This is a genomic window from Yersinia frederiksenii ATCC 33641 (assembly GCF_000754805.1).
GTDB lineage: Bacteria > Pseudomonadota > Gammaproteobacteria > Enterobacterales > Enterobacteriaceae > Yersinia > Yersinia frederiksenii.
Window position 1 is genome coordinate 2,004,109 of record NZ_KN150731.1, and the last position, 17,140, is coordinate 2,021,248.

The following is a 17,140-nucleotide window of genomic DNA, read 5'->3' on the forward strand; positions in this document are numbered from 1 at the left end:
TCCGTGACATTGAAAACTCAACTCCGCCGTCGTGATCCGGCGGACGATAGCCATTTGCCTGCACAGTTACACCCATTATTGCGCCGTCTTTATGCCAGCCGAGGGGTGAAAAATGCCGAGGAATTGGAGCGCGGGGTAAAAGGTTTATTGGCCTGGCAGCAACTCGATGGCATTGATGCCGGGGTCACGTTGTTGCAACAAGCATTGGCCGACCGGCGGCGTATCGTGATTGTCGGTGACTTTGATGCGGATGGCGCAACCAGCACCGCTCTGGCAGTCCTTGCCTTGCGTAGCATGGGCGGCAGTAATATTGATTATCTGGTGCCAAATCGCTTTGAAGATGGTTATGGGCTTAGCCCTGAAGTTGTTGAGCAAGTTGCGGCGCGCGGCGCGGAGCTGATCGTGACTGTCGATAACGGTATATCTTCCCATGCGGGAGTAGATTTGGCGCATGCCAAGGGTATCCAAGTATTGGTTACCGACCACCATTTGCCGGGTGAAACCTTGCCAGTGGCAGAAGCCATTATTAACCCGAATTTGGTTGGATGTGATTTTCTCTCTAAATCACTGGCCGGAGTGGGGGTCACTTTTTATCTAATGCTGGCATTACGCGCCCGTCTTAGGGATTGCGGTTGGTTTGAGCTGCGTACTTTGGCTGTGCCCAATTTGGCTGAGTTACTGGATTTAGTGGCGCTGGGTACTGTGGCGGATGTCGTGCCGCTGGATGCAAATAACCGGATTTTGGTGCATCAAGGTCTCAGTCGAATCCGTGCAGGGAAATGCCGCCCTGGCATTCGTGCATTACTGGAAGTTGCCAACCGTGATGCGCGCCAATTGACAGCGAGTGACCTCGGTTTCTCTCTCGGCCCTCGGCTCAATGCTGCTGGGCGCCTGGACGATATGTCCATTGGCGTCGCACTGTTGCTCAGTGATGATATTGCTCAGGCGAGAGCGCTGGCAATCGATCTTGATGCGCTAAACCAGACGCGCCGTGAGATAGAGCAGGGAATGCAGGTTGAAGCCTTGCAACTGTGTGACCAACTGGAACGTACCTGCACTGAGTTACCCTATGGTATTGCTATGTATCATCCGGAATGGCATCAAGGCGTCGTGGGGATTTTAGCCTCGCGTATTAAGGAACGTTTTCATCGACCGGTCATTGCTTTTGCACCTGCGGGCGACGGTTTACTGAAAGGCTCGGGGCGTAGTGTCGCGGGTTTACATATGCGCGATGCTCTTGAGCGCCTTGATACCTTAAACCCAGGGTTGATGCTGAAATTTGGCGGTCATGCCATGGCCGCAGGGTTATCGCTTGAGCAGGATAAGTTCGATGAGTTTCGCCAGCGTTTTGCAGATTTAGTTGGTGAATGGATGGATGCCTCGCAGCTAGAAGGTGTTATCTGGTCAGATGGCGAGCTGAAAGGTAATGAGTTATCGCTGGAAACAGCAGAGCTACTGCGCGATGGCGGCCCGTGGGGGCAATCTTTCCCAGAACCGACATTTGATGGTAAATTCCGCATTTTGCAGCAACGACTGGTGGGGGAACGCCACCTGAAGCTGATGGTCGAGCCAATGAACGGCGGTCCTCTGCTGGATGGCATTGCGTTTAATATTGATACCACTTTATGGCCAGACAGCAGTGTACGTGAGGTTAAGCTAGCTTATAAACTCGATATTAATGAGTATCGCGGTAATCGTAGTGTTCAGTTATTAATTCAGCACTTGTGGCCTTATTAGCTAATAATTCGGGTGAATGAGAGCAGCTAACATAGTTGTAGCGTCAAGTAAGCAGAATAAGGCGCTACAAATATAGTCAACGTGCTATAAACCGTCGTTGAGATCCGTTAGAATTATCGGTTCTAATGACATTCCGTCATCTACGACTCAACGTAAGACTTTAAACCATGTTTGAAATAAACCCGGTAAAAAACCGAATTCAGGACCTGTCTGATCGGACAGATGTTCTCAGGGGGTATCTTTGACTATGATGCCAAGAAAGAGCGACTGGAAGAAGTAAACGCCGAGCTGGAACAGCCCGACGTCTGGAATGAACCTGAGCGCGCCCAAGCGCTGGGTAAAGAGCGTTCCGCGCTGGAAGAAATTGTCACTACTATTGATCAACTTGATCAAGGTATGGAAGACGTTTCTGGCTTGCTGGAATTAGCCATTGAAGCAGACGATGAAGAGACTTTTAACGAGGCTGTTGCTGAGTTAGATATCCTTGATGGCAAGCTGGGCCAGCTTGAATTCCGCCGCATGTTCTCGGGTGAATACGACAGCGCTAACTGCTACCTGGACCTGCAAGCCGGTTCTGGTGGGACAGAAGCTCAGGACTGGGCCAGCATGTTGCTGCGTATGTACCTGCGCTGGGCTGAAGCCAAAGGTTTCAAAACCGAAATCATTGAAGAGTCTGATGGTGATGTTGCTGGCCTTAAGTCTGCCACCATTAAGATTATTGGCGATTATGCGTTTGGTTGGTTACGTACTGAAACTGGCGTACATCGCCTGGTACGTAAAAGCCCGTTTGACTCCGGTGGTCGTCGCCATACCTCGTTTAGTTCTGCCTTTGTCTACCCCGAAGTTGATGACGACATTGATATCGAAATCAACCCGGCGGATCTACGTATTGACGTATATCGCGCATCAGGTGCGGGCGGTCAGCACGTAAACAAAACGGAATCTGCGGTACGTATCACCCATATTCCAACCAATATTGTGACTCAGTGCCAGAATGACCGTTCACAGCATAAAAACAAAGATCAAGCGATGAAGCAGCTGAAAGCGAAGCTGTATGAGTTTGAGATGCAAAAGAAAAATGCTGACAAACAAGTTCTGGAAGACAACAAGTCAGACATCGGTTGGGGTAGCCAGATCCGTTCTTATGTTCTGGATGACTCCCGTATCAAAGATTTGCGTACTGGTGTGGAAACGCGCAATACGCAAGCGGTACTGGATGGTGATCTGGACAAATTCATTGAAGCAAGTTTGAAAGCCGGGCTATGAGGAACTGAGATGTCAGAGCAAAAACCACAAGTCGCTGAGCAAGCGCAAGAGCTCAATAGTGAGTTACAAGCTCGTCGGGAGAAACTGGCTGCATTGCGGGAGAAGGGGATAGCTTTCCCTAATGATTTCCGTCGTGAGCACCTTTCTGACCAGTTGCATGCTGAGTACGACAGCAAAGAGAATGAAGAATTAGAAGCGCTGAATATCGAAGTGACTGTGGCTGGCCGTATGATGACCCGTCGTATCATGGGTAAAGCCTCATTCGTGACACTGCAAGATGTCGGCGGCAAGATTCAGTTGTACGTTTCCCGTGATGATCTGCCGGAAGGCGTTTATAACGAAGAATTCAAAAAGTGGGATCTGGGCGATATCCTGGGTGCGCGTGGTAAGTTGTTTAAGACCAAAACGGGTGAGCTATCTATCCACTGTAGCGAGCTGCGTTTGTTGACCAAAGCATTACGCCCACTGCCGGATAAATTCCACGGTCTGGCTGATCAGGAAACGCGCTATCGCCAACGTTATCTGGATCTGATCGCTAACGACGAATCTCGCCATACATTTAAAGTTCGCTCACAAGTGATGTCAGGTATCCGTCGCTTCATGGTGGAAAAAGGCTTCATGGAAGTCGAAACACCAATGATGCAAGTGATCCCCGGCGGGGCTTCTGCACGTCCGTTTGTGACTCATCACAATGCGCTGGATATTGATATGTATCTGCGTATCGCGCCAGAACTGTATCTGAAACGCCTGGTTGTCGGCGGTTTCGAACGTGTGTTCGAAATCAACCGTAACTTCCGTAATGAAGGTGTTTCACCGCGCCATAACCCAGAGTTCACTATGATGGAACTCTATATGGCTTATGCGGATTACAAAGATTTGATCGTGCTGACCGAAGAGCTGTTCCGTACACTGACAGAAACCGTGTTGGGTAGCTGTGTGGTGCAGTATGGCGAGCAGACATTCGATTTTGGTAAGCCTTTTGCCAAATTGACTATGAAAGAAGCTATTTGCAAATATCGTCCTGAAACCAATGTGGCTGATTTAGACGATATGGATAAAGCTCTGGCTATTGCGGAGTCATTGGGTATTAAGGTCGAGAAGAGCTGGGGCTTGGGCCGTGTTCAATGTGAGATCTTTGAAGAGACCGCAGAGAGCCACCTGATTCAGCCAACCTTTATCACTGAATACCCAGCAGAAGTCTCTCCACTGGCTCGCCGTAATGATGATAATCCGTTTATCACTGACCGCTTTGAGTTCTTCATCGGTGGCCGTGAGATTGGTAACGGCTTCTCCGAGCTAAATGATGCTGAAGACCAGGCACAACGTTTTGCTGACCAAGTGAGCGCCAAAGAAGCCGGTGATGACGAAGCGATGTTCTATGATGAAGACTATGTGACTGCACTGGAACATGGTCTGCCGCCAACAGCCGGTCTAGGCATTGGTATTGACCGTATGGTGATGTTGTTTACCAACAGCCACACCATCCGCGATGTTATCTTGTTCCCGGCTATGCGCCCGGTAAAATAAGAAACTGTGGTTAACGGTAAATCTATCGGGGCGCTACGGCGCCCTTTTTACTGAGCAAAATATTTCCATAAAAACAGCAGCTGTTATGCCTAATTTAATCTAATTGCTTAAAATACCGGCGCTTAGACTATATCTTCGCTTGCCCACGTCAAAGAACCGGTTATAATGCAAACCGCACACCGAAGCGGGTGTAGTTCAATGGTAGAACGAGAGCTTCCCAAGCTCTATACGAGGGTTCGATTCCCTTCACCCGCTCCAATCTAACGTCTCGCAGTATCTTCCCAACTATATCAAACCCAGTAAATCCACACTTCTCAGGCTAATCTAGTTATTCCTATATACCTGTCCGTCTATTGAAATCTACTTATAGCGGTGGGATATATGGCGGGATTAAATTGTACTCACCTACAAGGTACCCCAGATGAAGCTAAACGCTCGGCAGAATACAGCATGGCAAGCCTATCAGTGAGATGACTCTCAATGTACTAAACCGACGTATCGGTTATGGCGGTAGGCCATCGGCCACGGTTTTCGCCACACAATGAGTACTATCTTGCATGAGCAGGGTTTTAATACTGCGTGGATAGAAACACAACTGGCGCACGTCGATAAAAACAGTATTCGCGGTACCTATAATCACGCCCAATATCTGGATGGCCGCAGAGAAATACTGCAATGGTATGCCGATCAATCATTATCAAGAGTTTAAGTGAGCTACCTGATGGAATCCTTCTATGTTGCTCCCACGCTTCAACTAATGAAGGACTCACACCAACAAGTTGTGCAAAGTCTTTTTGCCTGTACCCAATTTTCTTTCTGATTTCTTTTACATCAGGGATAGCAACTTCAGTGACTCTGCCTGCTTTTAATTCATCATGGCTAATCGCTACAGCCTGTTTCGCAGATGTCATTAAATCATTGAAAAAATCACTCATGCCGCACTCCCTTTGAATTGTATTATCACATCTTTGAATTGCTGTTTCTCACTACTGGATGGAGGCTAATTTTTCAATTAATACCAGAAAACTAATATTCCATTGAATTAATTAGTTTTTTCTATGTTATCTCTGGTTGGCCCTAGTTTTGACTCGCCACTAGTTGATGCGTTGACCGAGCTGGGGTTCTGTGAGTGTTGCTGGAGCGCTGATGTAAAACTAAATGCCTCAATTCATGGGCAGCATCGAATCGGCTGCGTTCTGGTGTTTTCATCGTATTTAGCAAGACAAAGGGTTTACCATTTGTCCAAAAAGAGAATGCATCGACCTCAACACAATTTTCAGCCAAGGAAAATACTTTCACACCTTTAGGTTCAATTAGATGAACCATGTTTGTTATTGATATTTCCCTTTGTCCCTATTGTTCCCGCACGATATGTGCAGCCGTTTCCGGTTCCGAATAGTCATCAAAGCTACAGTCAGTAATTTGAGCTTGTGGAGGTTCAAACTGGCTGTTTAACCAATTTGAAACCTCTTGAGCTAGCTTACTTGCTGTAATGGCTGAATCACGCTTTTGGGCGCTATTAAATACTTATCCAGCCTAAATCATCTCTAATGGTCGAGGTAGAGATAATGCATCCAACTTGTCATCCGTAGTAGTACTTTTCGCATTACCGAAACATGGGTGAAATGGTCGGAGTAAACTGCCACCTGAGCAAAAATACCATCGGGTAATGTGTCAATTTCACTGCTTGGAGCCAGTTCAATAACCACCAGCACTCCGTCAGTACCGGGTATAATATTCAGTGATTGTAGTGTGCCCTGAGCTTGATATGCTCCGCCCGGCACAACAGGAATGATGGTTGTCAGTTTTCCAGGAAATACCTGTCCGGGTAAGGCATTAAAAACTACTTCAGCTTCATCGCCAGCTTCGAGCCGCAACAGCGAATTTTGTCTGAATTGGGCGATAATCTGTCGTTTCTGTTCTGGAATAAAAACCATCACTGGACGCAATGGCAGTGCTGCGGCGTAAGTTCCGGGGCGGATCAATACCTGAGTGGCATAGCCGTTGCTGGGCGCACGAACGACGGTTTGGTCAATATTATATTTCGCTTCGGTTAGCTGAGCTCTGAGGCTAACAATTTGAGATTGTTCTCCATTTAGCACGCTATCTACCTGACTTTTAATTTGTGCCTGTTCAGCAACGGAGGCTTTCACTAATGCATCTTGCGCCAGATAGTTCTGCCGGGCGTTATCAATATCACTTTCAGAAAAGGGGTTTACCTGGGCTCTACTCCCTCTAAGATAACGCTGGTAGTCTTTGGATAATCTGTCCCGTTCTGCGCTGAGATGCGATGTATTTGCTATTGCTTCGTCTAATTGCCCTTGAAGCGCCTGCGCATTATGGATGGCAGTCACCAGATCTGCCTGTAATCTGTCAACACGGGCTTGATAACGGGTCGGGTCGATTTTAAAAAGGATGTCACCTTTTTTCATTAGTGCATTTTGTTTATTTGTTACTTCAGTGACAATACCGGTAACCTGAGGTGTTATTGGAATAGAGATAACGGCTTTTTGTGCCAGAAACGTATATGGATGGTTATAATTCATTAATAAAATAAGCGTGGCGACTAAAACAACCCCTCCTAATGCCGCAGTGGGTATTGTCCATTTATTTACTGGTATTTTAAAGATCTTAAATACACCCCATGCAAACGCGACGTACGTCAGGATAATGAGTAAATCCATGATGTTACTCCAGTGGTGGGATGGTAGTAGTGCTCTGTTTTTGCTCCAGTTCTGTTACGCGTTGCTGCAACTGTACAAATGATGCCTCTTGATTTTGCATACCCCAACCACGCTCCTCTCGGTACAACGTCGCCCATATCCATAAAAATGGCCAGATAACATGCAGGGTAAATAGACTCACCCAACCTGCGACGTGAATGGCATCGGCATGCGGGTGATTACGAGCTTTGGCGATTAGATACGGAATATCATGAAGAATAATAATCCCGTAGAAGATGATGAGAGCGACAACAATAAGCACCCCCAGCGCGAAATAATTTAGAAACATAGGTGCCTCTACTTGAGAATGTGGTGCTCAATGATAAAGATAGACGATAATTATTCTCGCTGTAATATTACTTGTTGGTAAAATTAGGTATAAATCGAAATGTAGTGAATCCAGGGCGATTAACTGTATTCTGTTCTCATGCCAAATATTTATCGGTATTCCTATGTTGATAGCTTACTTAGATGCATTAAATATTTTGAGTACGCCGGTTTGGGTTGTGTTACCCAAAAATCAGGAAATACTCTTTGCCAACAAGGAAGCCCAGAAAACTGCAGGTGATTGTTCATTATCACTCATGCGCAATGGGCGGTTTTCAGCACATGCGCAGCAACAGTTGAGCGCTTATCTCCCCGCATTAGCCGACGGCGATCAAATTGTTGAGATTTGGACGATTCAGTCGGAAAAAAATGCCTTTCCCTTGAGCTGCCAGCTTTCTCTCACTCAACTAGAGCATTACGGTGATGTGATTGTTTTTGAAGGGTTGTATATTTCAGACACTTTACTGACTCAACCTAATGTCGGGCAGCTATGCTCAACACCTTATTTTCGTGATGAGCAGGGTTTTTACGAGCAGTTTTTCAGTACCAATACCGCCCCAATGCTACTTATTGATCCCTCAAGGGAGGGACAAATTGTTGATGCTAATCAGGCGGCAACACGTTTCTATGGTTATTCTCGCGATGAGATGTGCATGAAGCACACTTGGGAAATTAACACTATGGGGAAGGATGTTTTGCCTGTCATGAATGAGGTTGCCAAATTACCGGGAGGCCATAAACCCCTTAATTTTATTCATAAATTATCTGATGGGAATATGCGTCATGTCCAAACCTATGCTGGGCCGGTAGAGTTGGATGGTATCCGATTGATGCTGTGTATTATTCACGATATTACGGAGCAAAAACGTCTTGAGCAGGCTTTGGAACATGCAGCCTTACGTGATCCTCTGACAGATTTAGGCAATCGGCGTCAGTTCTTTCCTTTGGTTGAACAGGCTCATGCCCAGAGCCAACGTTATGGTCAGAATTTTAGTTTGATTTTATTGGATGTTGACCATTTTAAATCTATTAATGACCAGCTTGGACATCATAAGGGTGATGAGGTACTGATTTTATTAGCCAGAACCTTAGAGTCTATTATCCGTGAGTGCGATATTGTTTTCCGCTGGGGAGGCGAGGAGTTTGTCATTCTTCTGCCTTTAACTGATCTGAATGGAGCATTACAGGTAGCTGAATCTATTAGAGAAACTATCCAGATGATATGCCAACCTAATTTGCCGCAACTTACGGTCAGTCTGGGAGTTGCACAACATCAAGTCGGTGAAGATACCGATAGTTTATTCAAGCGTATGGATGAAGCTCTTTACCGAGCTAAAGCATCAGGCCGCAACAGAGTGCTGGCGGCCTAGATTGAGTCAACGTGAAGTATTACAGCGGCAAATTATCCAGTGGTTTTACCTCGCGCAGTACAAATGTCGTTTGCATCTCTTTAATCCCCGATAGTCGGCGAATGACTGACATCGCGAAAGTGGAGAAGCTGTCGAGATCTTCTGCCACCACTTGCAGCAAAAAATCAGCATCTCCCGCCACGGCATAGCAGGCAATCACCGGTTTTAATGCGCCAACCTGCATTTCAAACAGCTTTGATTCCTCTTCACTGTGACTATCAATTTTCACCCGAATAAAAGCCAAAATCCCTAAACCAATCTTGCGCCGATCAATATTGGCTTGATAGCCGGTGATGATGCCGCTTTCTTCAAGTTGCTTTACTCGCCGCCAGCATGGGGAGGTGGCCATGCCCACTTTATCGGCCAGTTCCTGGTTGGTCATGCGACCTGAGCGCTGTAATTGCTTTAAGATTTTTATATCTGCCGGAGCTATTAGTGATGATGGCATTTTCTACCTTTTTATTATTCAAATTAGGTATGGATTACCAATATTAGCGGAATGAAGGTGATAAAAGAAAGCACTTACCGGCGCAAGTGGGATATTCTATTTTGTACATATTAGCGGCAAAAAAGGCACTGGCTGTGGCAGAACAAATGCGGATCGCGATTATTGTTAACCCCGAACTTCCTGTTGGCTTAATTGCCAATACCACCGGCGCAGTGGGGATTGGCTTAGCGGCGAAATTCCCACAATTGGCGGGTATGACGTTATCTGATGCGGCGGGAAAAGAAATTGATGTCAGTTCAAAATTACCGGTACCTATTTTACAGGCGAATGCTTCACAGATGAGGGAGGTGCTGCTAAAAGCATTAGCGCTCACCGACGAGCGGGCGATAGTCCCTTTCCCAGCTTTTGCGCGCGCAATGCACAGTTTTCAGGATTATGAAGTGGCTTTCCCGCTACGCTCTCTTATTGATGAGCAGTTAGATGGTTTGGGGTTGGTTGGACCGGAGAAATGGGTGCGTTCATTAACTGGCTCATTAAAACTGCTGCGCTAGTGAATCGAACTGACATATTTATGTATGCAAGAATATGCGGGCTATGAAAAGTAGCCCGCATTGTTTACGGGTTAAGCCAATTGGCTCAGTTGCATTGTGTGGCTCGCAACACCATTAATATATAACTCACGATGCTCATTTTCTGGCAACTTCATGGTTAATTCTTGCCATGCCGGTTGGTAGCTCCCGGTACGACTAAAGGTGATATCAATGCGGTGGTTATCGGTCGTGACCTGCCAACGCAGCCATAATGCATGGCCTTGCTGCCAGCGGTGACTTTCGCCATCGTCTTCGAACAACATCCCACTGGATTGCCCGCCACCCTTGGTGGGGTAAAGTGCCAACTCGCGCTGAGAGTCCTGTTCGGCATTCACGAAGGCGATGCGCCGTGATAGCGGCAGTGCAGCACCGGCCCGTACCAAGAGAGGCAAGCGCTCGAGTGGTGCATCTAACACCACAGTCTGCCCGCCGCTGTACCACTGCCCAGTATGGAAACAGTACCAACCGACATGATTATCCGGTAAATAAACCTGACGCTGACGTTGCGCCGGTTCAACCACACTGGCGACCAGTAAGTCACGGCCTAGCATAAAGTCGTCATTTTCTTTAAATGTGCTGCCATCATGTTCATGATCGAGAAACGTTGGGCGCAACATCGGCTCGTCGTCATGGGTAGCTTGCCATTGTAACGTGTAGAAATAAGGTAGTAGCCGGTAACGTAGCACCATGGCATCGCGGATCATGGGCGTGGCGGCTGGATACATCCAAGGTTCATTGACGGTGTTGTCGTCATTCCATGAGTGAATAGTAAACCGTGGATGCATAACACCATTTTGTACCCAGCGGATAAACAGCTCGGCTTCTGGTTTATCACCAGAAAAACCGCCGACATCATGACCCAGGTTGTACAGGCCAGACAAGCTCATGCCCAACCCCATGCGGATGTTATAGCGCAGGGTTTGCCAACTGGTGCGGTTGTCACCACTCCAGGTCTGGGCATAACGCTGCATCCCGGCGCAACCAGAACGTGATATTAGATATGGGCGTATATCTGGAGCGAATGACTGTTGAGCTTCCATTGAGGCCCGCATCATCAGCAATGGCATCACCGGCCTGATGTGTTTAATGGCGATGGATTCACCAAATCCATTGCAGCGTGCTTCACCGTCCCACACTTCGTATTCGTTATTGTCATTCCAAGTGGAGCCAATCCCCATTTCCAACAGCTGTTTAGTGACATTCTCTTGCCACCAATCAACGGTCGCCGGGTTGGTAAAATCAAGATGAGAGCCTTCGTCATCCCAAAATGAAGAGCGCTCAGGCAGCCCGGTTTCGCCGTCGCGGATAAAGAGCCCACGCTCGGCAACATGCTGATATTGCGGATGATCCTGCAATAGACAAGGTTTGATATTGGCGGCCAGTTTGATCCCAGCTTGCAAGAACGCCTGACTCATCACCTTCGGCTGTGGCACTTTGTCGTAGTTCCAATTAAAGACATAGCGCTTGTTTTTGATGGAAGTATAGCCGGACGAAAGTTGGAAAGAGTCGCAGGGAATATCATGCTGCTGGCATAAAGTAATAAATTTTTGCAGTTGCACCTGTGCATCGGGGGCATCGGTGTAATGCATCGTCGAGCCGCTATAGCCGAGGCTCCATTTAGGGCCAAACTGTGTTTTACCCGTCAGACGAACAAAAGCTTTGGTCACATCCAACACTTTTGGGCCGAGAAACAGATAGTAATCAAGGTCACCCGCTTCGGCCTGGTAGCGGCGATAAGCCAGATGGTAATTATCAATCTCGTTACCCAAATCCAGCCAGCAACTGCTTAAGTTGTCATAAAATAGGCCAAAGCTGACATCATCACGGCGGGTGATGGTAAAAGGAATATGCTTATACAGTGGGTCAGTGCTGGCGGCGTTGTAGCCCATTGCATCTAAATTGCGCATCTCAAAGCGACGGCCCGCGCGGTTGAGATCCCCGGCTTTTTCCCCCAAGCCATAATATTGCTCATTAGGATAACGGCGCTGATAGTGAGCAATCGCTTCGCCTTGCGGGCTGAGTAGATAAGCGCTGGTGGGGCGATCGGCTGCGAGTGGTTGCCATTCGCCCTGCAGGTTTTTATATTCCCATTCCAGATAGAGCGGCTGGTGAATGGTGACTCGCAAGCAATCAGTGGTCACTATCAATTGCTGCGGGTGGCGCTCTAACTGATAGCCCGGTACAGAAAAACCCTCCAGACTTAGGCGGTCACGCCCAGACCAAGGCACATCGCCTTGCGGTGCAATGCTCCAGGTGCGATTCAGTGCCAACTCGCCATTGCGTTTAATCAGCACCCGACAGAGGTTTGGCTCTAATACATACAGACAAAAATTATGTCGGCCATCGACCAATAATTCCAGATGGTCAGGATACTCATTTACTAACTGCCAGTTTTTTAATGTTTTCATCACAGCTCATCTTTTTTCTGGCAACAGCGCGGGTGGTGCGCTGTTGCTGGGTTAATAGCATCAGGCAGCCGATTGTTTCTTATTACGGAACTCTGCAAACAAGGCAATCAGGAATACGGCCCCAATCAAATCGAAGAAGCCCATGGCAATAAACAGTGGGTTAAAGCCGATGGTGTCGGAAACCGCGCCGATCAATAAAGTAAATAAGAAACTGGCGATCCAGGCAGAAGAACCGCGCAGTCCGTTAACTGTGGCCACCTGATTTTTATCAAAGGATTCAACGACTAATGCGCTTAACATGCAGGAGATCACCTGATGTCCGAAGCCGCCGATGGAGATCAACGCAATCGCCAGATAGGGGTCTTTGGTGATAGCGACGAAGGCCAGTGAAATCATCATGAAAGCACCGGTGACAGAGCTGGCAACCACTGAGTTGACGCGGCTGCAACCAAACCATTTTTGATAGAGTTTGGTTAAGTAGCCACTGGCAACACTACCAATATCCGCCGCCAGGAAGGGTAGCCAGGCAAACATAGCGATCTGTTTCAAGTCCATGCCACGTTCGGTCGCCAGATAAAGAGGAACCCAGAAGCTAAATACTGCCCATGCCGGTTCCGCCAGAAATGCAGGGATAGCAATGCCGTAGAATTTCTTATTTTTACTGAGGATAGACAGTGATTTAAGGAATGGAAGCCGTGGCAGCACTGGCTCATTGTCCTGATGAATCAGTTCAAATTCTTCTTTGCTCAGATTGGGATGGGTATCGGGTGAATGATAAAAACGCCACCATAGCAACACCCAAATCATGGCTAAGGCTCCTGAGAATAAAAATGCGCCTTGCCAGCCGAGGGCCACATGAGCCAGTACAATAATGGGGGGAGCCAACATGGCGCCGATAGAGAAGCCAACCCCTGCCCAGCCAGCAGCAATAGGGCGCTCTTTTTTCGGGAACCAGTCAGAAATCGCCTTGGCATTTGCTGGCGTCGCGGCGGCTTCGGCACTGCCCATGAAGAAACGCAGCACGGCCAATTGGAACCAAGTTCCCGCGCCAGCATGCATCATACACACCACGACCCAAACACTGGCGCAAATCAGGAACCCCATCTTTAAACCGATGACGTCAATTAGCCAGCCACAAAGTGGTTGAAACACGGTATAAGCCAGCTGAAATGATGCCACAATCCACGAATATTGTTCTGTGGTCATATTCAGGCTGGTTTTTAGTTCTGGGGCCAGAATACCCAGAGAGTTGCGGGTAATATAGTTAACCGTGACCCCCAACAGAAATAGCGCCAGCATCCACCAACGTAATGATTTTATTTTCCGCCGCCCGACAACTTTAGCAGATTGATTAATCTCAACACTCATCCCAGCCTCCTGGCGTTAGTCGGCAGTAAATTAACCGGACCAACTTATTGTTTTGGTATGATCTATTTTCGGTTATTAAGATTATGCTGAGTTTTATTGTGACTCAGTTCACATTAAACTGTGGCAATAAAACATATTCAATTGATATTATTATCATTTTTATATTTAACCATAATTAACCGGACTGATAAGTTTTTAAAATTGGTTTACCAAAACAAGGTAACTAGCTTAAATTGGCTTTAACATGCGTTTTTTTGAAAGAATTTTCATAAGCTGAGTAATATTTCAGCATTTATATTAAGTAAGCCCCTAAATAAGCTATTTTCTGGCTATGAAAATTTTTTCATTTGCTAATTTGAGAGAGATCACAAAATGAATGGAAAGCTAAAAATACAAGAAATAGCTAATCAGACGGGCCTTTCAATTAGCACGGTATCCAGAGTATTAGCCGGTAAAGCTAACACCAGCGCGAAAGCAAAACAGCAGGTTATGGCTTATGCCCAGTCACAGGGAATTTTGCAGAGTTTGTCCAGCGGGCGGCTCATGCTCAATAATATTATGGTGTTTGCGCCACACCGGGCGTTTGATGTACGAACTGATATTTTTTACTACAAAGTTATTCAGGGGATTACCGAAGCGGTCAGCCAACATGAAGTGATGATTCGCTACTGTGGATTATCTGAGACTCACAGTGATATCTCGCTGTTTCTGGAAAAAATAACCAATCCGCAGACGGAAGCTGCAATCATTATTGGTATTGATGATCCACGTATCCATACATTAGCGGCAGGGGTGCATAAGCCGTCAGTGTTAATCAATTGCCGCGACAAAGAGATGTCGTTGGATAGTGTTTCTCCTGACCACCAATTGATTGGGGAGTTTTCTGCCAACTACCTGATACAGCAGGGGCATCGGCGTATTCTGACATTGCAGTGTTTGCGACGTAACACGATGGAGCTGCGGCTGGTGGGAATCAAAGAGGCATTTGCTAGCAATAATATGAGTTTTGATGATAACCAGCAGCTGCTCACCACCCATGGTTTTGGTGCCGAAGAAGCAGAACAGGCAATAACCGCCTATATCACGGCCTGTGAAGATAAAAGCCAACTGCCTACGGCCATTTTAGCCGGAGGGGACTATATGGCTGTTGGTGCGGTTAATGCACTGAATAAGTTGAAAATTAACGTGCCAGATAGCATTTCAGTAATGAGTATGGATGGCTTTAATTTAGCACAAATCCATGATGTGCCACTGACGGCGGTGCATGTCCCACGTGATGAGTTGGGGGCCGAAGCTATTCAATTGTTGCAGCGGCGTTTATTGCGCCCCGATGCCCCTTTCAGTAATACCCTCTTGCAAGGCAAGCTGGTGGTGCGCTCCTCGGTAAAGCAGGTTAATCAAAAGAGAATGATGCCGGCGGCCAATAAACCCAGTGACCAGTTATATGATTAACATCAGTGATTCAGCCACAAATGCGGCGGTACCATTAAATGAGCTGGGTAAGCTATAGTTTAGGGTTATGGGTTCCCGCACTAAAAGGGAATAGAGATATGCATTGATGGGTTTTATATAAGCCAGATGGCATATTTGTCATTTTTCAAACTGCAGGTGTATTGGCAGCGCTCAATCTTGCCGCCGTCCTGCACCTTGAAATTTATTGTGTGTAACACATTGAATTTAAGGATATTTACGCATGGAATTTAAAGACTATTATGCTGTGATGGGAGTGGAGCCAACCGCCCCCCTTAAAGAGATTAAAACAGCCTATCGTAGGCTAGCCCGTAGATACCACCCTGATGTGAGCTCTGAAGCTGACGCTGAAAGTAAGTTTAAGGAAGTTGCCGAAGCTTACGAAGTCTTAAAAGATACTGAACGGCGCGCCGAATATGATGAACTAAGATTGCACCGTAATGACCCTCACTTTGGCCAACGGCAGGCAGCCTATAATACAGGGGGGCAGCAATGGCACAGCAGTGCTGGCGGCGGCGCTCACGACTTTTCTGACTTCTTTGAATCTTTTTTTGGCAACCGTGGCGCGGCAGCTGGACACACCTCCCATCGTGCTTCTCAAGGGGTCCGCGGCCAAGATCTTGAGATGGAGTTACCCATCTTTTTAGAAGAAACCTTAGCTGAGCAAACGCGTTCGATATCTTACAAGATACCGACTCTTGATGCGTCGGGCCGAGTGGGTGGCGAAACATCTAAAACACTGAAAGTAAAAATTCCTGCGGGTGTGGGCGATGGTGAACGCATTCGTCTTAAAGGTCAGGGGGCTCCGGGTTTTGCCGGGGGCGCTAATGGTGATTTATTCCTGGTTATTCGCATTGCACCACATCCATTATTTGATGTTGATGGGCAAAATTTACAAATCGTGGTGCCGTTAGCCCCATGGGAAGCGGCCTTGGGTGCGAGTATCGAGATGCCGACATTGACGGGGAAAATCACCCTGACTATTCCGGCAGGCAGCCAAACGGGTCAGCGATTGCGCATTAAAGGCAAAGGTCTGGTCAGTAAAAAAGGCACCGGCGATCTGTATGCGGTCCTTAAAGTGATGATGCCACCGAAACCGGACGAGAAAATGCGGGCACTTTGGCAACAGTTGTCAGAACAAGCGGCATTTAATCCTCGGGCTGGATGGGAGTAACAGATTATGGCTGAAATAGAAATCACCTACACTGTGACTGAATTATGCCAGTCAACAGGGATGATGCAGGATGAACTGGTCGAGGTCGTTGAACTCGGTGTGATTGTGCCGTTAGAGCCCACAGATACGGTTTGGATTTTTGACGTGGATGCATTGAGCTGCCTAAAACGCGCTCAGCGCTTGCAACATGAGTTGGATCTGGATTGGTCTGGTGTGGCGATGACCTTGACGCTGCTGGAGCGAATTGAGCAGCTAAAGAAAGAAAACGAGCAATTGCGCAGGCAACTTGACCGTTTTGTGCAGACATCTTAATGGTAATGATGCGGGTTGGTGCTCATTGAGCCCAACCCGGCACTGTACTTATCTGATAGCGAGTACACAACCGATATCACTGACAATATGTCTTAATTCAGGAATGGGTGGGAAATTCCCGGTTCCTAAACTCGTGAGCCATCCAACAGCGTACCGATATCATCGGTTCTAGGAATAATAGGGAGAGTTTTTTGGACTTGAGTCATGTGTCCTTTTCGCGATGGCACGATCAAGTTGTTTGATACCCACCACCGTCACATTAATCACTGTTTCACCGGGTAAGGGCGTCGGCTCAGAAAACTGAAAAAACAGTGTGTTACCTAGCATCTTAACAATTGCAGTTCTCATCAACTCGCCTCATTGTCGTGTACCCGTTAGAAA

16 protein-coding genes, 1 tRNA gene and 1 pseudogene are annotated in these 17,140 nt (G+C 47.2%); 10 read left to right on the forward strand and 8 right to left on the reverse strand.

Annotation, left to right across the window (positions count from 1 at the left end; all coding sequences use genetic code 11):
• Positions 1-3: 3 nt before the first annotated feature.
• The 5 genes and pseudogenes from recJ to DJ58_RS22650 form a co-directional block, all read left to right on the forward strand.
• Positions 4-1,737 carry a single-stranded-DNA-specific exonuclease RecJ gene (recJ, locus tag DJ58_RS12865; protein WP_004706786.1) on the forward strand — a complete coding sequence of 578 codons (1,734 nt, stop codon included), beginning with the start codon at positions 4-6 and terminating at the stop codon, positions 1,735-1,737.
• 167 nt (positions 1,738-1,904) lie between these two features.
• Positions 1,905-3,003, forward strand: a protein-coding gene (gene prfB, locus DJ58_RS12860) for a peptide chain release factor 2 (RefSeq protein WP_098906695.1) whose coding sequence is annotated in 2 segments (ribosomal slippage) — positions 1,905-1,979 and positions 1,981-3,003 — 1,098 coding nt in all. Because the reading frame shifts where the segments join, the coding sequence is not laid out codon by codon here.
• Between the two features lie 9 nt (positions 3,004-3,012).
• Entirely contained in the window at positions 3,013-4,530 is a 1,518-nt protein-coding gene (lysS, locus tag DJ58_RS12855) for a lysine--tRNA ligase (protein WP_004706784.1), read from the forward strand.
• 184 nt (positions 4,531-4,714) lie between these two features.
• Positions 4,715-4,788: transfer RNA gene (locus DJ58_RS12850), tRNA-Gly, on the forward strand.
• A gap of 179 nt (positions 4,789-4,967) precedes the next feature.
• A pseudogene (locus DJ58_RS22650) lies at positions 4,968-5,218 on the forward strand (tyrosine-type recombinase/integrase); the annotation flags it as partial.
• Here the strand turns inward: DJ58_RS22650 and nadS are convergent.
• From nadS to DJ58_RS12840, 4 genes are all read right to left on the reverse strand, one after another.
• Positions 5,100-5,465, reverse strand: a complete 366-nt coding sequence (gene nadS, locus DJ58_RS24035; RefSeq protein ID WP_319016452.1) for a NadS family protein — start codon at positions 5,463-5,465, stop codon at positions 5,100-5,102. The pseudogene DJ58_RS22650 and the gene nadS sit on opposite strands and share 119 nt — an antisense overlap.
• 142 nt (positions 5,466-5,607) lie before the next feature.
• On the reverse strand, positions 5,608-5,856 hold the full coding sequence (locus tag DJ58_RS23880) for an ImmA/IrrE family metallo-endopeptidase (RefSeq protein WP_226977647.1): 249 nt from the start codon (positions 5,854-5,856) through the stop codon (positions 5,608-5,610).
• 221 nt (positions 5,857-6,077) lie between these two features.
• Positions 6,078-7,214 carry an HlyD family secretion protein gene (locus DJ58_RS12845; protein ID WP_004706782.1) on the reverse strand — a complete coding sequence of 379 codons (1,137 nt, stop codon included), beginning with the start codon at positions 7,212-7,214 and terminating at the stop codon, positions 6,078-6,080.
• A 4-nt stretch (positions 7,215-7,218) separates the two neighbouring features.
• Complete coding sequence (locus DJ58_RS12840; RefSeq protein WP_004706781.1) at positions 7,219-7,542, reverse strand: DUF3302 domain-containing protein; 324 nt, start codon at positions 7,540-7,542, stop codon at positions 7,219-7,221.
• A gap of 163 nt (positions 7,543-7,705) precedes the next feature.
• Between DJ58_RS12840 and DJ58_RS12835 the strand changes: the two genes are divergently transcribed.
• Positions 7,706-8,950 (forward strand): sensor domain-containing diguanylate cyclase, encoded by a 1,245-nt coding sequence (locus DJ58_RS12835; protein WP_004706780.1) that lies wholly within the window; start codon positions 7,706-7,708, stop codon positions 8,948-8,950.
• 19 nt (positions 8,951-8,969) lie between these two features.
• Here DJ58_RS12835 and DJ58_RS12830 read toward each other — a convergent pair whose 3' ends face one another.
• Entirely contained in the window at positions 8,970-9,437 is a 468-nt protein-coding gene (locus tag DJ58_RS12830) for an Lrp/AsnC family transcriptional regulator (RefSeq protein ID WP_004706779.1), read from the reverse strand.
• Between the two features lie 128 nt (positions 9,438-9,565).
• On the opposite strand from DJ58_RS12830, the gene DJ58_RS12825 reads away from it, so the two are divergent.
• A complete protein-coding gene (locus tag DJ58_RS12825) occupies positions 9,566-9,988 on the forward strand; it encodes a DUF2000 domain-containing protein (protein WP_161598501.1) in 423 nt (140 codons plus the stop codon).
• Positions 9,989-10,059: 71 nt separating this feature from the next.
• Here DJ58_RS12825 and DJ58_RS12820 read toward each other — a convergent pair whose 3' ends face one another.
• Positions 10,060-12,435 (reverse strand): glycoside hydrolase family 31 protein, encoded by a 2,376-nt coding sequence (locus DJ58_RS12820; protein ID WP_004706777.1) that lies wholly within the window; start codon positions 12,433-12,435, stop codon positions 10,060-10,062.
• A gap of 60 nt (positions 12,436-12,495) precedes the next feature.
• On the reverse strand, positions 12,496-13,803 hold the full coding sequence (locus DJ58_RS12815) for an MFS transporter (protein WP_004706776.1): 1,308 nt from the start codon (positions 13,801-13,803) through the stop codon (positions 12,496-12,498).
• Positions 13,804-14,175: 372 nt separating this feature from the next.
• On the opposite strand from DJ58_RS12815, the gene DJ58_RS12810 reads away from it, so the two are divergent.
• The 3 genes from DJ58_RS12810 to cbpM all read left to right on the forward strand — a co-directional run bounded on the left by DJ58_RS12810 (position 14,176) and on the right by cbpM (position 16,759).
• Complete coding sequence (locus DJ58_RS12810) at positions 14,176-15,255, forward strand: LacI family DNA-binding transcriptional regulator (protein WP_004706774.1); 1,080 nt, start codon at positions 14,176-14,178, stop codon at positions 15,253-15,255.
• 241 nt (positions 15,256-15,496) lie between these two features.
• Complete coding sequence (cbpA, locus tag DJ58_RS12805) at positions 15,497-16,447, forward strand: curved DNA-binding protein (protein ID WP_004706773.1); 951 nt, start codon at positions 15,497-15,499, stop codon at positions 16,445-16,447.
• Between the two features lie 6 nt (positions 16,448-16,453).
• On the forward strand, positions 16,454-16,759 hold the full coding sequence (gene cbpM / locus DJ58_RS12800) for a chaperone modulator CbpM (protein WP_004706772.1): 306 nt from the start codon (positions 16,454-16,456) through the stop codon (positions 16,757-16,759).
• Positions 16,760-16,927: 168 nt separating this feature from the next.
• Here the strand turns inward: cbpM and DJ58_RS23390 are convergent, their stop codons facing one another.
• Positions 16,928-17,107, reverse strand: coding sequence for a hypothetical protein (locus DJ58_RS23390; protein WP_032910276.1), 180 nt, complete (start codon positions 17,105-17,107; stop codon positions 16,928-16,930).
• Between the last annotated feature and the right edge of the window lie 33 nt (positions 17,108-17,140).

What these genes read in the sequence shown, in the direction of transcription:
- DJ58_RS12845 (WP_004706782.1), bottom strand. Translation starts at nt 7,214, where the DNA reads ATGGATTTACTCATTATCCTGACGTACGTCGCGTTTGCATGGGGTGTA.
- DJ58_RS12840 (WP_004706781.1), bottom strand. Translation starts at nt 7,542, where the DNA reads ATGTTTCTAAATTATTTCGCGCTGGGGGTGCTTATTGTTGTCGCTCTC.
- DJ58_RS12830 (WP_004706779.1), bottom strand. Translation starts at nt 9,437, where the DNA reads ATGCCATCATCACTAATAGCTCCGGCAGATATAAAAATCTTAAAGCAA.
- DJ58_RS23880 (WP_226977647.1), bottom strand. Translation starts at nt 5,856, where the DNA reads ATGGTTCATCTAATTGAACCTAAAGGTGTGAAAGTATTTTCCTTGGCT.
- DJ58_RS12815 (WP_004706776.1), bottom strand. Translation starts at nt 13,803, where the DNA reads ATGAGTGTTGAGATTAATCAATCTGCTAAAGTTGTCGGGCGGCGGAAA.
- nadS (WP_319016452.1), bottom strand. Translation starts at nt 5,465, where the DNA reads ATGAGTGATTTTTTCAATGATTTAATGACATCTGCGAAACAGGCTGTA.
- DJ58_RS12810 (WP_004706774.1), top strand. Translation starts at nt 14,176, where the DNA reads ATGAATGGAAAGCTAAAAATACAAGAAATAGCTAATCAGACGGGCCTT.
- DJ58_RS23390 (WP_032910276.1), bottom strand. Translation starts at nt 17,107, where the DNA reads ATGAGAACTGCAATTGTTAAGATGCTAGGTAACACACTGTTTTTTCAG.
- lysS (WP_004706784.1), top strand. Translation starts at nt 3,013, where the DNA reads ATGTCAGAGCAAAAACCACAAGTCGCTGAGCAAGCGCAAGAGCTCAAT.
- DJ58_RS12820 (WP_004706777.1), bottom strand. Translation starts at nt 12,435, where the DNA reads ATGAAAACATTAAAAAACTGGCAGTTAGTAAATGAGTATCCTGACCAT.
- DJ58_RS12835 (WP_004706780.1), top strand. Translation starts at nt 7,706, where the DNA reads ATGTTGATAGCTTACTTAGATGCATTAAATATTTTGAGTACGCCGGTT.
- cbpM (WP_004706772.1), top strand. Translation starts at nt 16,454, where the DNA reads ATGGCTGAAATAGAAATCACCTACACTGTGACTGAATTATGCCAGTCA.
- cbpA (WP_004706773.1), top strand. Translation starts at nt 15,497, where the DNA reads ATGGAATTTAAAGACTATTATGCTGTGATGGGAGTGGAGCCAACCGCC.